Source organism: Nocardia sp. CA-128927 (assembly GCF_050955855.1).
GTDB lineage: Bacteria > Actinomycetota > Actinomycetes > Mycobacteriales > Mycobacteriaceae > Nocardia.
Genome location: NZ_CP192087.1, coordinates 2960142 through 2975770, shown reverse-complemented (window position 1 = coordinate 2975770; position 15629 = coordinate 2960142). Strand labels below are relative to the sequence as shown.

General features: G+C 65.4%; 11 protein-coding genes. 9 read left to right on the top strand and 2 right to left on the bottom strand.

The annotated features are described in order from the left end of the window. Positions 1 to 4 precede the first annotated feature (4 nt). The 5 genes from ACQPW1_RS14115 to ACQPW1_RS14095 all read left to right on the top strand — a co-directional run bounded on the left by ACQPW1_RS14115 (position 5) and on the right by ACQPW1_RS14095 (position 6766). Positions 5 to 1129 (top strand): ANL family adenylate-forming protein, encoded by a 1125-nt coding sequence (locus tag ACQPW1_RS14115; RefSeq protein ID WP_433663164.1) that lies wholly within the window; start codon positions 5 to 7, stop codon positions 1127 to 1129. A 22-nt stretch (positions 1130 to 1151) separates the two neighbouring features. Then, positions 1152 to 2708, top strand: a complete 1557-nt coding sequence (locus tag ACQPW1_RS14110; RefSeq protein ID WP_433663163.1) for an NAD(P)-binding domain-containing protein — start codon at positions 1152 to 1154, stop codon at positions 2706 to 2708. Continuing rightward, a complete protein-coding gene (locus ACQPW1_RS14105) occupies positions 2705 to 3784 on the top strand; it encodes an alpha-hydroxy acid oxidase (RefSeq protein ID WP_433663162.1) in 1080 nt (359 codons plus the stop codon). Before ACQPW1_RS14110 ends, ACQPW1_RS14105 begins: the two co-directional genes overlap by 4 nt. Continuing rightward, the gene (locus ACQPW1_RS14100; RefSeq protein WP_433663161.1) at positions 3781 to 5193 is read left to right on the top strand and encodes a cytochrome P450; all 1413 of its coding nucleotides are present in this window, start codon (positions 3781 to 3783) and stop codon (positions 5191 to 5193) included. The genes ACQPW1_RS14105 and ACQPW1_RS14100 overlap by 4 nt, the downstream gene beginning before the upstream one ends. A 124-nt stretch (positions 5194 to 5317) precedes the next feature. Beyond that, positions 5318 to 6766, top strand: coding sequence for an ATP-binding protein (locus ACQPW1_RS14095; protein ID WP_433663160.1), 1449 nt, complete (start codon positions 5318 to 5320; stop codon positions 6764 to 6766). 18 nt (positions 6767 to 6784) lie between these two features. Here the strand turns inward: ACQPW1_RS14095 and ACQPW1_RS14090 are convergent, their stop codons facing one another. After that, entirely contained in the window at positions 6785 to 9814 is a 3030-nt protein-coding gene (locus tag ACQPW1_RS14090; RefSeq protein ID WP_433663159.1) for an alpha-mannosidase, read from the bottom strand. 246 nt (positions 9815 to 10060) lie between these two features. Then, a complete protein-coding gene (locus ACQPW1_RS14085) occupies positions 10061 to 11251 on the bottom strand; it encodes an IS110 family transposase (protein WP_433663158.1) in 1191 nt (396 codons plus the stop codon). Between the two features lie 238 nt (positions 11252 to 11489). Here ACQPW1_RS14085 and ACQPW1_RS14080 point away from each other — a divergent pair, with 238 nt between their 5' ends. Genes ACQPW1_RS14080 through ACQPW1_RS14065 form a run of 4 tightly spaced genes read left to right on the top strand, consistent with a single transcriptional unit; the run spans position 11490 to position 15623 of the window. Further along, entirely contained in the window at positions 11490 to 12875 is a 1386-nt protein-coding gene (locus tag ACQPW1_RS14080; protein WP_433663157.1) for an extracellular solute-binding protein, read from the top strand. Then, positions 12868 to 13788, top strand: coding sequence for a carbohydrate ABC transporter permease (locus ACQPW1_RS14075; RefSeq protein ID WP_433663156.1), 921 nt, complete (start codon positions 12868 to 12870; stop codon positions 13786 to 13788). The genes ACQPW1_RS14080 and ACQPW1_RS14075 overlap by 8 nt, the downstream gene beginning before the upstream one ends. Further along, positions 13788 to 14612 (top strand): carbohydrate ABC transporter permease, encoded by an 825-nt coding sequence (locus ACQPW1_RS14070; protein WP_433663155.1) that lies wholly within the window; start codon positions 13788 to 13790, stop codon positions 14610 to 14612. Before ACQPW1_RS14075 ends, ACQPW1_RS14070 begins: the two co-directional genes overlap by 1 nt. Further along, positions 14613 to 15623 carry an ABC transporter ATP-binding protein gene (locus ACQPW1_RS14065; RefSeq protein WP_433663154.1) on the top strand — a complete coding sequence of 337 codons (1011 nt, stop codon included), beginning with the start codon at positions 14613 to 14615 and terminating at the stop codon, positions 15621 to 15623. It begins immediately after the preceding gene. Positions 15624 to 15629 lie beyond the last annotated feature (6 nt).

The window sequence follows — 15629 nt, the reverse complement described above, 5'->3', positions numbered from 1 at the left end:
CCATGTGCTGAGCAATGGCGTGGACGCCGTCCTGGACGATCGGCGGGTGGCGGCCTTGCTGCAAGGCCCAGCGAACCCGTTGACAATCGAGGCGCGACCGGGTGACATCGCTCGGGTGGCCTACACCAGTGGCACCACCGGCCTGCCCAAGGGCTGCGCACAGACCTATCGAGCGATGTCCGCGCATTGGTCCTGGGGCAAACGGACGTGGAGCCAGGACACGGCGGAGCTGGCCGCCTGCGCCGATCGCTACCTGCTGTTCGGCACGCTGGCGGGCGCGGTGGTGCAGGATTACCTCGCGCTGTGCCTGCTCGGCGGTGGCACGGCAGTGATTCCAGAACTCGATGGCACACCGTTGTTTCCCGGGGTCATCGAGCGGCTGCGAATCACCGCCACGATCATGAACGTCCCCCGGCTCTACCAGATGCTGGACGACCTGCGCGCCGCGCCGACGGACATCAGCAGCCTGCGCGCCATGGTGGTCGCGGGCTCGCCACTGACCGCGCACCGCTTGACGGCGGCGGTTCAGGCGCTGGGACCGGTCGTGCACCAGGCGTACGGGCAGACCGAGACCGGCGGCCTGACCACACTGACACCGCACGAGATCGGCGCGGGCGTGCTCACCTCGGTCGGCCGTCCGCTGCCCGGGGTGCAGGTCGACATCCGGGACGACGAGATCTACGTGCGCAACGACTACATGATGTCGGAGTACCTCGGCGACCCGGCGGAGACCGCCGACGTGCTCGTCGACGGCTGGCTGCGCACCCGCGACCTGGGCTACCTCGACGACGACGGCTACCTCTACCTGACCGGCCGGGCACGCGACGTGATCATCGTGGACGCGCTGCCGGTGTACGCCGGTCCGATCGAACGAGTGCTGTCCGGACATCCGGATGTCGACCAGGCCTATGTCGTCGGCGCCCCCGATGACCGCCGCGGCGAGGCCGTACACGCCTTCATAGTCCCCCTCACAGGACACTCACCGGACTCGACCACACTGTCCGCCCTCGTACGCGCGGAACTCGGCGAATCGAGTGTGCCGCAGACCTACACGGTGGTCGCGGACGCCCCGATCGCGGCGAGCGGCAAGCCGGACAAGAAAGCCTTACTGGAGCTATATCCACGGTAGATCACGACATTTGGAGGAGACCTTGTCAGAGCTCGACTACCTGATCATCGGCGCAGGCCCGGCCGGTCTCCAGATGGGCCACCACCTACAGCAGGCCGGCCGCGACTATCTGATCGTGGAAGCAGGCGAGGCCGCAGGCACGTTCTTCAGCCGATTCCCCCGACACCGCAAGCTGATCTCCATCAACAAGGTGCACACGGGCAGCGATGATCCCGAGTTGAACCTGCGGATGGACTGGAACTCGCTGCTGCACGGGCCGCTGTTCAAGGAATACTCACAGCGGTTCTTCCCCGCCGCCGACGATATGGTCCGCTACCTCGGCGATTTCGCTGCGCGACAAGGTTTATCGATCCGCTACGGCACGCGGATCGAGCGGATCAGCCGACCGGATCTGTTCGAGGCCGTCGATCAGCATGGTGAGGTGCTGCGCGCGCGTCAGTTGATCGTGGCTACCGGTGTCTCGAAGCCCCACGTTCCGGACATTCCCGGCATCGAGACAGTGGACCTGTACAGCGAAATGTCGGTGGACCCAACGGAGTTCACCGACCAGCGGGTGCTGATCATCGGCAAAGGCAACTCGGCCTTCGAGACCGCCGACAATCTGATCGAGCACGCCGCCGTCATCCAGGTAGCCGGTCCGCATTCCATCCGGCTGGCCTGGCAGTCCCATTTCGTGGGACATCTGCGCGCGGTCAACAACAACTTCCTGGACACCTACCAGCTCAAATCGCAGAACGCGATCCTGGACGGCAACATCGTCGACATCTCGCGGCAGTCGGACTCGTCGTATCTGGTGACGGTGAGCTTCTCCCGGGCCAACGAGGACATCCGCTACGACCGGGTGATCGCGGCAACCGGATTTCGGTTCGACGCCTCGATTTTCGCGCCGGAATGCAAGCCGGAACTGGCGATCAACGACCGGTTCCCGGCACAGACCCCGGCGTGGGAGTCGACCAATGTGCCAGGACTGTACTTCGCGGGCACCATCACTCAACAACGCGATTTCAAGAAGTCGACCAGCGGCTTCATCCACGGGTTCCGTTACGGGACAAGGACATTGCACCGGATCCTGGAGCAACGCCGGCATGGTCGGAGCTGGCCGCACCGCGACCTGGCCGGGACCGCAGGGGTCGGCGAGGAGATCCTGGCGCGGGTGAACCGGACCTCCGCGTTGTGGCAGATGTTCGGCGTGCTCGGCGACGTCGTCACGCTCACCGCGGCAGGGTCGGCCCGGTATTGGGAGGAACTACCGGTCGATTTCGTACTCGACGCCATCGCGGCGGACTTCTTCGGCGAGGTGGACACCTATCTGGTGATCACCCTGGAGTACGGCAAGGACCACGACCGCCTGGACCCGTTCGACATCAATGCCCGGCGCATCACGCAGTCCGACGCCGACAACGCCCTCGACGGCCGCTACCTGCACCCCGTGCTGCGGCTGTACCGTGCCGACCGGCAAATCGCGGAGCACCACATCACCGAGAACCTCGAGAACGAGTGGACGAACGAGACGGTGCACCGCAAGCCGTTGTTCGAGTTCCTCGAGACGACGCTGCGCGCGCCGGAGCCGACGCGGTGACCAACCCGCTGGTCGCGCTCGAGCAGCGGGCAAAGGAACTACTCGATCCCGTGCACTACGACTTCTTCGCCGGTGGTGCCGGAGACGAGGTCGCCTTGACGGACAACGAGCAGGCCTTTCGACGACTTGCGTTGCTGCCCAGGGTGTTACGTGACACCAGCCGCCGGTCCAGCGCGACGAACCTGCTCGGCGATCCGAGCAGCATGCCGGTGTTCGTGTCCCCCACAGCGTTTCACAAGCTGGCCCACGCGGAGGGCGAGCTGGCCACCGCCAGAGGTGTGGCCTCGGCTGGACTCATCCTGATCGCCAGCATGGCCGCGACGGTGACCATCGGTGAGATCACCACCGCCGCACGGAAAGTCGACCGAGACGCCCGCGTGTGGTTCCAGCTGTACCTGCAACCGGAGTCGAAGGTGACCGAGGAGCTGGTCCGGCGGGCCGAGCGGGCCGGTTGCACGGCACTGGTGGTGACCGTCGACTCCCCCGCGCTCGGCCGCCGGGGCCGCGACGACTACCACGGCTTCCACGACCTGCCTGCGGGCCTGTACGCCGAGAACATGCGCGGCCTACCGGGCGTGACCGGAAGCGGGGTCCGGCGAATCGAGATGTCGTCCGACTTCACCTGGGACCACCTCCACCGCCTTCGGGCGATGACACAGCTTCCCGTTGTGCTCAAAGGGATCCTGCACCCCGAGGACGCGCGGCTGGCGGTGGAGCACGGGGCCGACGCGATCCTCGTGTCCAATCATGGTGGGCGCCAGCTGGATATCGCGCCCGCAACCTTGGACGCCATGCCTGCGATCACCGCCGCTGTGGCCGGACGGATCCCGGTGTTCCTCGACGGTGGCGTCCGGCGCGGCTCGGATGTAGTGCTGGCGTTGGCACTTGGCGCCACGGCGGCCGGCGTGGGGCGGCCGGTGTTGTGGGGCTTGGCCGTCGGCGGCGACAAGGGGGTCACCGGGGTGCTGGACAACCTGCGTACGGAGTTCGAGAACACGTTGACCCTGTGCGGGGTAACCGCACTGTCCGAACTCGACCCCGGCATGGTCATCGCGCGAGGGGCGGCGGCACGATGATGAGACCGACACCGGTGCTGGCGACCGTGGGCGCGCTATGGGCGGTATCCCGCTGGCTGCCACAGGCGGTGGTGGCCCTGCGGGTGTGGATCTTCGCAAAAGTCAACGGCAGCAACGAGATCACCCTCCCCGGCGAGCGCGGCGGTCCGGAGCAGTTCCTGCGGCTGTACTCGCACCCGGCGGCCAATGGACGCAGTAGAGGAGCGGCACTCTCGGATCTGTTCTGGTACTGGCTCGCACCCGGACCCGAAGTCCACCAGGAGCACCTCGAGGACGGCCCACGCTACGACGAAGCAGCGCGCACCACCCGCGCCGTGCTGTCCCTGCCCACCACCGAGATCGAGCAACTCGCGGACCGTTGCGCCCGCCGAGTACTCGACGAACTCCCGGCCCGCCCGCTCACCCTCGTCCGACTGCGCGACCTGATGATGCCGATCTGGGCAGAGTTCTTCTACGAGTTGGTCTTCCGCGAACCTTGCCCACGAGCCGCCAGAGATCTCATCGTCGGCAACGCCGACGATGTGGTGACCTCCCTGAAGTGCACGGGTCTGCGCCACATGCGCCGTCGCGACCGGCTCACCCGATACCTGCTCACCAGAATCGACGCAGGCGAGGTGCCACACCAGCTCCCCAGCCTGCTCAGCCGCCGCGAACGCGCCTACTACCTACAGGGCGCCTTCTTCAACACCGCCGTCGTGCAGATGTCCGAAGGCATGGCGCATTTGCTGCTGGCGATCGCCCAGCACCAGGACGTGCAGGACCGCCTCCTCGCCGAGCCGAACACCCAATACCTGGACCACGTACTGGACGAAACACTGCGCCAGTTCCCACTATTCGGCATCGCACACCGAATCACCACCGACGACATCGACCTATGCGACGGCAGCGCGATCCCCACCGGAACAGTGTTGTGCTTCAACTACCCCGACTTCGAACGCACCGGCCACACCGACCCGGACCGCTTCGACCCCGACCGCTGGTCCACCCAGCGCGCCAAGAACACCCACCACATCCCCTTCGGCGTAGCCGCCAACCGCCCATGCCCAGCCTGGCGCCTGTCACCGATCGCCATGCGAACAGTCGCCCGAACAGTCCTAGACCAATACCACCTACGCTCCTCCGTCTCCCACACCCGATCCATCCCCCACCGCGCCCCCTGCCTACTCCTGTCCACCGCCCACCCACCCTCCCCAACCCGAGTGCGCGCCACCCTGACCGCGCTCCGCCTGCGAGACCGATTCGAAGACGTCTGGCGCGCCATCACCCAACTCATCCTCGGCACCTGGATGGTCCTCGGCGCCCGCCGCCTACACCTCTGCGCAACCTACTTCGATGCACAGGACCTACGGGAGACTCCGACCTGCCCGGTAGCGAGCCCGCGCCAGTCTTCCTCGGCACCACCGCGCTGATCAGGCGATGCACGACCGATCTCCAGACCAACTCCGACGCGAGATCTACCGCATCCAATAGGGTAAGGTAGATTAAATCTACGTAGATGCTATCTACATAGATGCTTCCCACCGAAGGAGTCAAGTGACGTCAGGGTTCGTCGGCCGCAGCGTCGAGCTGGGACTTCTGCAGACTCGCTTTCAGCGCGTCGCGGGATCCCGCAGGGGCACCGCGGTTGCGATCAGAGGGCGCCGACAGGTCGGAAAATCGCGGCTGGTTCAGGAGTTCTGCGACTCGGCACAGGTACCGTATCTGTACTTCACCGCTACCAAAGGTATGCCGGTCTCCGAGTCACTCGCGATGTTCCTGGCGGAGTTGAAGTGTTCCCGGATCGCCCAAGATCCAGAGACCCTTCCCGAAAGCATCGGTGGCGGATGGCCCGACGCGTTCCGACTGCTCGCGACTGTGCTCGCCGCGGATACCCCGACCGTGGTCGTGATCGACGAATTGCCTTGGCTGGCAGAACAAGACACGGTCTTCGACGGCGCGTTACAAACGGCGTGGGACCGATTGCTGCAGCAACGCCCGATCCTGCTGCTACTGCTGGGTAGCGACATCCACATGATGGAACGACTCACGGCCTACGACCGCCCGTTCTACGGGCGAGCCGACAACCTTGTCCTCGAACCGCTCAATCCCGCCGAAGTCGGTCACGCTCTTGGACTCGATCCAGCCGAGAGTATCGACGCGCATCTGATCACCGGCGGACTGCCGGGTATCTTGCGCAGTTGGCCACACGGATTGCCACCGCTCGAGTTCGTGCGACGCGAATGCGACGACCCCGCCGCACCATTGTTCGGCGTACCCGAGTCCACTCTCCTCGCTGAGTTCCCCGCCCCCGACCAAGCCCGACGCGTACTCGAAGCGATCGGCAACGGGGAACGTACCCACGCCACCATCGCCGCCACAGCAGGCAGCCGCAGCGGAGCACTACCTTCTGGGACATTATCGCCGCTACTGCACCGACTTTCGGTAGAAAAACAGGTGCTGTCGATAGACCAGCCACTATCGGTCAAACCCGGGAAACCGGCACTCTACCGGGTCGCCGACAGCAACCTCCGGCTCTATCTCGCCACTTTGCGCTCGGTCCAGGATCTGGTTCGACGGGGCCGAGGCGAGGCGGCCTACGCGTTGTTCGCCCGGCGCTGGACCTCCTGGCGCGGCAAAGCAGTCGAGCCCCTCGTACGCGACGCGCTCGAACTGAGCGCGCTGGCAGGAGCACTGCCATGGAAAGACGTCACCACGGTCGGTGGCTGGTGGAACCGCACCTTCAACCCCGAGATAGATCTCATCGGCGCTGACCGCTCCCCGGTCGCGAACCGGATTGTCTTCGCCGGATCCATCAAATGGCTCGGCACACCCTTCGACCGGCACGACCTAGCCGAACTAACTCGCGCGGTCGGCAACGTTCCAGGCTTCGAACCACGCGAAACAGCATTGGTCGTAGTGTCTTTGACCGATATCGACAGCGCACTCACCGACACTGTCGATCTGGTGTGGACCGCCACTGACGTGCTCTCGGCATGGCGTTGAAATCTGCCGCTATGACGACTAATGGGGTCGCTCACCCGGCGGCAGTTCAGGGGAACGGGCGAATCGGATAGTGACGAGCTGGAAAGGCCGCAGCCGCAAGCGAACCCCCGTTCCTTCCGCGATCGCTGAGGTGTCGTCCTGTAGTGGACGTTCCAGCAGATCGCAGACCTCGAAGCCGGTGATCCCGAAACCTGCGGTCACCAGGGCCGAGGCTCGGCCACCGTTTGCCTCGTAGACACGGAGCACGACATCACCGCTGCCGTCGTCTGCGAGTTTGACGGCGCTGGTCACTACGGCGTCGTTGTCGATAGTGAACAGTGGGTCGACGGGCTCGGCGACGCTCCGTCGCGGCGGTGTGAGGTTGATGCGGTAGCCCGCGCGCACCGCGTCGCCGATCGATGCGCCGGGGATGAGTGAGTGTCGGAAATGGTGTGGGCCGTGGTCGGTTTCGGGGTCGGGGAATCGGGGTGCGCGCAAGAGTGAAGCGCGGACTGTGGTGGTTGTGCCGCCGTCGGGGCGGACGGTGCGGGTGACGTCGTGGCCGTAGGTGGAGTCGTTGACGAGGGCCACGCCCCAGCCGGGTTCGGCGAAGTGGACGAAGCGGTGGTTGCAGGCTTCGAACTTCGCGTACTCCCAGCTGGTGTTGGTGTGGGTGGGGCGGTACAGGTGGCCGAATTGGGTTTCGGAGGCGTAGCGGTCGGCGTGGATGTCCAGGGGGAAGGCGAGTTTGAGGAACTTCTCGGTTTCGTGCCAGTCGACGCTGGTGTCGATGTCCAGGGCTCGTGATCGCAGAGTCAGTGTCTGCTCGACCTTGGAGGATCCGAACGAGCGGCCGATCCGGATGCCGCCCGAATCGGGTTCTGCGGCAACAGAGTCCGCTTCGGTGAGGTTGGTGACCCGGTTCCGGTAGAAGAGGTCGACGTCCCAGGCGTCCCACGAGTTCGGGAGGTCCGGGTGCAGTTGCAGCAGGTTCGCGACCGAATCCGGCGGCAGTGTTTCGCGCTGCTGCTCGTGGTCGAACATCGATACAATAAGACCGCGTGCGTCCACTTCGACGCGCAAAAGGCCGTTGTCGAGGACGAATCCGCCACCCTTGCGCTCGGTCACCGAGCACGGGTCATCCGACTGTTCCGGAGCCGCCGCACCGGCCGGAACCGACCGCCACGCGTGCGGTGTCGCGTTGAAGACATTCGGTCCCGCCTGCTCACCACCGAGCGCCCATTGCGACCGCTCGATGATCGCCGTCAGCTCCTCGGCCACCTCCGCGTACGTCTGCTCCGCCTCGCGATACACCCACGCGATCGCCGAGCCCGGCAGGATGTCATGAAACTGGTTCAACAGCACCGTCTTCCAGATCCGATCCAGCTCCGCGTACGGATACGAAACACCCTTCTGCACCGTAGCCGTCGCGGCCCACAACTCGGCTTCCCGCAACAGATGCTCGCTGCGCCGGTTCCCTTGCTTCGTCTTCGCCTGACTGGTCAGCGTCGCGCGATGTAACTCCAGATACAGCTCCCCCACCCAGACGGCCGGGTTCTCGTACTCTGCCGCGGCTTTGGCAAAGAACTCGGCAGGCTTGTCCCACAACACCTTCGGCGAGCCCTCGAGGTTCTTCATCCTGGCGGCTTTCGCCACCATCTCTCGCGTCGTCCCACCGCCGCCGTCGCCATAGCCGGTCGGCGCCAGCGACATCGACGCGCGCCCCTTCTCCTTGAAATTCCTTGCGGCGTGCGCGATCTCGCGGCCCTGCATCGAGCAGTTATAGGTGTCGACCGGTGGAAAGTGAGTGAAGATCCGAGTCCCGTCGATCCCCTCCCACAGAAACGTATGGTGCGGAAACTGATTGATCTGACTCCAGGAGATCTTCTGTGTCAGTAGCCATTTGGACCCGGCGGCCTTGATGATCTGCGGCAGCCCGGCGGCGAAGCCGAACGTATCGGGCAGCCACGCCTCCTCGTTCTCGACGCCGAACTCCTCGAGGAAGAACCGCTTGCCGTGTACGAACTGGCGCGCCATCGCTTCGGAGCCAGGCATATTCGTGTCGGCCTCGACCCACATGCCACCGGCCGGCACGAACCGTCCCTCCGATACCGCCTTCTTGACCTTCTCGTAGACCTCGGGCCGGTGCCGTTTGATGAAGTCGTATTGCGCGGCCTGGGACATCGCGAACACGAACTCCGGCTCCTCGGCCAGCAACGCGGTCATGTTCGCGGTGGTCCGCGCGACCTTGCGCACCGTCTCGCGCAGCGGCCACAGCCAGGCCGAGTCGATGTGCGCGTGCCCGACGGCGGAGACCGTGTGCGCGGACGGAATAGCCGGTTTGGCCAGGACCTCGACCAGACACGCACGCGCGGCCGCGGCGGTGGCGTTGACGTTCTGCAGATCGATGGCGTCGAGCGCGCGCTCGATCGCCCGGACGATGTCGTAGCGCCGAGCGGGGTCCTCCGGCATCTCGTGCATCAGCTCGCCGAGCACCTCCAGATCCAGCACCAACTGCCAGACCTCCTCGTCGAACACCACGAGATCCATTCGGCCGAGCCGGTATTGCGGCTCGGTACCGGCGGTGAGCTTGTCGCCGAGCGCGGTCGGCCCGAAGAAGGGAATGACCGGATTCGACGCCGCCTCGACGTGCAACAGCACCTGCTCGCCGCCGACCGCCGGAGTGGCCACCCGCACCCACTGGCTACGCGGATGCAAGCCCTTGACCGGCGACCCGTCCGGCCGATAGACCAGCCCCTCGCACTGGAAACCCGTCATGTTCGGATCGAATCCGATGTCGATGATCGCCTCGACGGTCTTGCCGGCCCACTCGGCGGGCACCGTCCCCTCGACCGTGAGCCAGCTCGTCCCCCACGGCGCGCCCCACCGGGCACCGGACTGGGTGGGCGTCCGTGGCGCGGCCAAGCCCTCGGCGACCGGCACCGGCTCATCGGGCGCGACCCAGATGGACGCGGTCAACGGCACCGACTCCGGATAGATCGCCGGAACGATCCGCTCATTGAGAACTCGTCCGAGGCGGTCCTCGATCAACCGACGGTCATCGTGCATAACGGTGGCTCCCATTCGGATCGCGGGCATGATCAACGAACTCCACCCATTCTCCACAGGGAGATGAATTCTCCGGCACTCTGGACGATTTGGGCCTGGCGTGCCGTCTTCGGCCCGAATCCGGGGAATGGGCTTCGGTGGGCGGCGTCTTGTGACAACGTCTGGGTGAGTATGGATTTGCCTTTCAGGAGGAATCTCAATGAAGTTGTCAAGCCTGTTCGGTGATCTCCGGGATCGTTGATGTGGTCAGGTGGCGGGGGTCGGCTGGTAGGTCTTGTGGTCGCGGAGCATGGCCCACAAGACGTTGAGGCGGCGACGGGCCAGGGCGAGCACGGCTTGGGTGTGGCGTTTGCCTTCGGCGCGTTTGCGCTGGTAGTAGGTGCGCGAGGCGGTGTCGTGGCGGGTGGCGATCATGGCCGCGAGGTAGCAGGCGCGCAGCAGGCGCCGGTCGTAGCGGCGGGGGCGTTTGAGGTTGCCGCTGATGCGACCGGAATCGCGTGGTACCGGGGCCAATCCGGCGACGCCGGCGAGGCGGTCAGCTCGGTCGAACACGGTGAGATCGCCACCGGTGGCGGCGAGGAACTCAGCGCCCAGCAAGGGACCGAATCCGGGCATGCTCAGGATGATCGGGGCGTGGCGGTGGCGGCGAAATCGCTGCTCGATCAACGTTTCGGTGTCACCGATCTCGTCATCGAGGCGCATCACCTCCTTGGCCAGCCGTGCCACCATCACCGCGCCGATCTGCTGACCCGCCACGATCGTGTGCTGGCACTGGGCCGCGGCCAGCGCTGCGGTGGCGACAGCGGATGCGTTGCGCGCCTTGTGTTCTCGCAGCCACGCTTCGAGCCCGGCCGGGCCCAGTGCGCGCAGTCCATCGGGGGTGTTGTAGCCGGTGAGCAGGATCAGCGCGGCCCGGGAGTTGCTGTAGTCGAAAGCGCGTTCCAGGGCCGGGAAGTACTCGAGCAGGCTCGCGCGCAGCCGGTTGATCGCGCGGGTGCGGTCACAGACCAGATCGGTGCGGGCGGCGCTGAGGATGCGCAGCTCGACGGCGATCTCGTCACCGGCGCGCAGTGGTTGCAGGTCGCGGCGTATGCGGGCCTGGTCGGCGATGATCGCCGCGTCCTTGGCGTCGGACTTGCCGTCGCCGCGGTAACCGGCCGCGGCGTAATAGACGGTGCGGCCGGGGATGTAGAGCAGCCGCTGGCCTCGGGCCAGCAGCAGGCTGATCAGCAGCGCCGCGCCACCGTGGTTGAGATCGATCGCCCATGTCACCGCACCGCCGTCTGCCATCGCGAGCACGTCATCGATCAAGACGCACAGCTGCGCCTCGTCGTTGACCACTTTCCGCGACAAGCAGCGTTTACCGTCCGGGTCGATCACCGCGCAGTGATGCGCGGCTTTCCCTGCGTCAATACCCGACCAAAGTTGTTGTGGCACAAGCACCTCCATCATATCGGTCCGATACATCCGGGGCGACGACCACGCCGTCTTGTCCTTACACAGCGATCGGATCGCGTCTCTCAATCAGCGGTCGAGTCGTCGTGGAACGACGGGCGGCCAATCCTCCTCGGCCATGAACCTCGGCACACCCATGAAAGCCAAACCCGTCGCTCCTGGGTGATTCGAAACCCGCTGGCAGCGGGATGGCCCACCCAAGAAGAAAGGTAAGGACCCCATGGCATCGAACTGGCGGATGTTCGCGGCGGTGGTGAGCGTCAGCTCGCTCTTCGTGGGAGTGGCGGCCTGCGGGTCGGACAGCGGCGGGGAGTCGTTGACCATCACGGCGAACGCGATCAACTCGGCGGGCGGGAAGAACGCGGCCGAGGCGAAATGGATCGAAGACTGGGTCATCCCGAAGTTCGTGGCGCAGCAGCAGGCCAAGGGCGTCACGGTAAAGGTGAAGTTCCAGGCCACCGGCGTTCCGGACGAGGACTACAAGAGTCGGATTGCCAAGGACCTGAAGACCGGCACCGGCGCCGACGTGGTGTCGCTGGACGGGATCTGGGTCGGCGAGTTCGCCGAGGGCGAGCAGATCGAGCCGCTGGATGACCTGGTCGGCGCGGACAAGGTCAAGGCGTGGGACGGCTGGCAGCAGATACCGGAAACCGTGCAGCGGCTGACCTCCTACAACGGCACGCAGTACGGCATCCCGCAGGAGACCGACGGGCGCGTGCTGTTCTTCAACCGCAAGCTGTTCCAGCAGGCTGGCCTGCCCGCGGACTGGCAGCCGACCAGCTGGGACCAGGTGCTCGAGGCTGGGCGGAAGTTGAAAGCGGTGCCCGGGGTGACTCCGGTGCAACTCAATGCGGGCACCAGCTTCGGGGAAGCGACCACCACGCAAGGCATTCTGCCGCTGCTGGCAGGCACGGGTAGCACGTTGTTCGAGAACGGCAAATGGGTCGGGAACACGGCGAACTTCCGTAAGGTGCTGGACCTCTATCGCACGTTGTACAGCGAGAAGCTGGGTGACGCGGAGTTGCAGCAGGATGCCAAGGGCCGGGAGAAGAGCTTCGAGAAGTTCGCCAAGGGCCAGGTGGGAATTCTGTTGGAGAGCGACTACTTCTGGCGCGGCGTGCTCAATCCGACCGGAGGCAGCTTCCCGATGGCCGAGCGAGACACGCAGGTGGGCTGGGCGAAGATCCCCGCGGCCACGCCCGGCACCGGGGTGAACGGCCAGGACTTCGTGAGCATGTCCGGTGGCGGCGGGCGAGTGATCAACCCGAAGAGCAAGAACGTCGGATTGGCCTGGGAACTCCTGCAATTCATGAATTCGCCGGAGGCGTTCAAGGAACTGATCGCCGGTGGCGGGCCGCGGATCACCGCGCGCCAGGATGTGAACGCCGACGCGCTGGGCGGCGATCCGATGCTGACCTTCGTGTCCAAGCAGATCCTGCCGATCACGTCCTTGCGGCCCGCATTACCGGAGTACACCAAGGTGTCCAAGGCGTTGCAGCAGGCAACGCTGGACGTGGTCACCGGCAAGAGTCCGACGGATGCCGCTGCGGCATATGGCAAAGCCGTGGAGGAGGCGGTCGGCAAGGACAAGGTAGCCGGTGACTGACCCCGTGACGCCCGGCCCGGCCGCTATCGCCGAGATGCGGGCCGACACCGACGTCGCCGGATTGGGGCGTTGGAAGGCGAGCGCGTTCGTCACCCCTGCGCTGCTGCTGATCGCGGCGTTCCTGGTGTTCCCGGCGCTGTGGCTGCTGTGGATCGGGCTGACGAACCTCACCGTGTCCGGGCGCACCTCGGTGGACGTTTCCTTTGTCGGACTGGACAACTACGCAAAAGCGCTGAGGGACCCGCTGTTCGGGAACAGCGTGTGGATCACGCTGCTGTTCGTGTTCGGCTCGGCCATCATCGGGCAGAACGTCCTCGGTTTCTCCCTCGCCTGGTCGATGCGCACCGCTGCCCGTTGGGTGCGCGCCGTGGTGGAGAGCCTGGTGCTGCTGGCTTGGATTCTGCCCGCCAGTGTCGTTGCGGTGCTGTGGATTACGATGCTGGACCGCGACGAAGGTACCGTCAACCGGCTGCTCGACAATCCGGGCTATGCCTGGATGATTCAGCAGCCACTGGCCGTCATCATCGTGTTCAACATCTGGCGCGGCACCGCGTTTTCGATGCTGCTGTATTCGGCGGCGCTGTCCACCGTGCCGCCCTCGCAGCTCGAGACCGCCCGGCTGGCCGGGGCGTCCAGGCCGCAAATGCTGCGGGACGTGGTGTTTCCGCACGTGCGCGGGCACACCCTGACGAATACGTTGCTGATCAGCCTGTGGACCTTCAACGACTTCACGCCGTACCTGCTGACCCGAGGTGAGCCGAACCATCGCAGCGAAACCTTGCCGATCTTCTTGTACCGCCAGGGAATCGATGACGGGGCACTGGGTTACGGCGCCGCCGCGTCGGTGCTGATGCTGCTGATCAATCTGGTGCTGGCGTTGTTCTACCTGCGGCTGCTGCGGCGGAGGACGTGATGAATCCACGACAGATCGTCGCCCGGATCGGGTTCTATACCTTCGTCGCGGTGGTGACCGGGTTCTTCGCGCTGCCGATGCTGTGGCTCGCTTCGGCGCCGTTCGACACCAACCCCGGATACGCGCCGCGGATACCGGAAAAGCCGACCCTGAAACACTTTTCGGCACTGTTCGAGAACGACCTGACGATGGGCTCGCTCTGGAACTCCGTGCTCCTGTCCTTCTTCTGCATGGCGCTGGTGGTTTCCAGTGCGGCGCTGGCGGCGTACGCGCTGTCCCGAGTTCGGATTCCCGGCCGAGATGCCTTGCTGTACTTGCTTTTACTGCTGTCGAGCGTGGTCACCGGCACCGCGGCGATGGTGCCGATCTTCCTGATGATCTGGAAGATCGGGCTGCTGGACAAGCAGTTCGGCGTGGTGCTGGTGCTGTCCGGTGGGTTGTTGCCCGCGGCGGTCTTCATCCTCAAGGACTTCATGGACTCGGTGCCCAGGTCGTACGAGGAATCGGCGCGAGTGTTCGGGGCCGGGCCGTTGCGCATCCTGCGCGACATCGTGGTGCCGCTGGCCCGACCGGGGCTGGCCACCATCGCGGTGTGGACCGTGGTGAATGTGTGGGGCAGTTACCTGGTGCCGTTCCTGCTGCTGCGCGACCAGGACAAACAGCCTGCCGCGGTGGTGGTGCGCACCTTCTACGACGAGGGCGGCGGCGCACAGCTCGGCCCGATCTCGGCGTTCTCGCTGCTGTACTCGATTCCGGTCGTGCTGATGTACCTGTTCGTCAACCGGCGCTACGGCTTCCGGCTCCACGGAGGGATCAAGTCCTAGATGGTGCAGATCGATCTGGTCGACCTGACCAAGGTGTACCCCGGCGACGTGAAAGCCCTTGACGCCCTGGCTTTCACGATTCAGGACGGTGAGTTCTTCGCGCTGCTCGGGCCGTCCGGGTGCGGCAAGACCACACTGTTGCGCACCATCGCCGGACTGGAAATCCCGACCAGTGGGCAGATTCGGATCGGCGACAAGGACGTCACCCGGCTCTCGCCAGGCCGACGCGACGTGGCAATGGTGTTCCAGGACTACGCGCTGTTCCCGCACATGACCGTGGTCGACAACATCGCCTATCCCTTGAAAGTCCGTGGCACCGACCGGCGTACCCGGGCGGCGAAGTCAACCGAGACCGGGGATCAGCTGTCGCTACAGGGATTGATGGAGCGCCGCCCGGCCGAGCTGTCCGGCGGGCAACAGCAGCGGGTCGCGCTGGCGCGGGCAATGGCGTGTCATCCCAAGGTGTTTCTGTTCGACGAGCCGCTGTCCAACTTGGACGCGCGGCTGCGGCTGGAAGCCCGCACCTTCCTGAAGAAGCTGCAACACGAGCTCGGCGTCACCACTGTCTTCGTCACCCACGACCAAGCCGAGGCGCTGGCGCTGGCCGATCGAATCGCGGTGATGTCGAACGGCCAGATCCGCCAACTCGGTACCGCCCGTGAGGTATTCCGTCGCCCCGCCGATACCTTCGTAGCCAACTTCATCGGATCCACGCCGATGAACCTGATTCCGGGGGAACTGGTCGGCCAGGACCCCTCCATCATCTGGGGCGCCCGCCCGGAGTACCTGACCTTCTCCGCCACCTCCGTACCGGATGCCCTGCACGGCACCGTATCCACGGTCGAGCACCTCGGTGCAACCTCGTTGGTCACGGTGGCGGCAGACGGGTTCAGCGTAGGTGTCACGGTGCCCGAGGCGGACGAACCCGCCTTGGGCACCGAGGCCTGGGTAATCCCCCAACCCGACCGCGTCCTGCTATACGACGCCGAATCAGGTCTGCTGCGCGCGTAACCAACG

Excerpts from the sequence above, each read along its gene's own strand:
- ACQPW1_RS14065 (WP_433663154.1), top strand. The coding sequence starts at position 14,613 with ATGGTGCAGATCGATCTGGTCGACCTGACCAAGGTGTACCCCGGCGAC.
- ACQPW1_RS14100 (WP_433663161.1), top strand. The coding sequence starts at position 3,781 with ATGATGAGACCGACACCGGTGCTGGCGACCGTGGGCGCGCTATGGGCG.
- ACQPW1_RS14090 (WP_433663159.1), bottom strand. The coding sequence starts at position 9,814 with ATGCACGATGACCGTCGGTTGATCGAGGACCGCCTCGGACGAGTTCTC.
- ACQPW1_RS14080 (WP_433663157.1), top strand. The coding sequence starts at position 11,490 with ATGGCATCGAACTGGCGGATGTTCGCGGCGGTGGTGAGCGTCAGCTCG.
- ACQPW1_RS14070 (WP_433663155.1), top strand. The coding sequence starts at position 13,788 with ATGAATCCACGACAGATCGTCGCCCGGATCGGGTTCTATACCTTCGTC.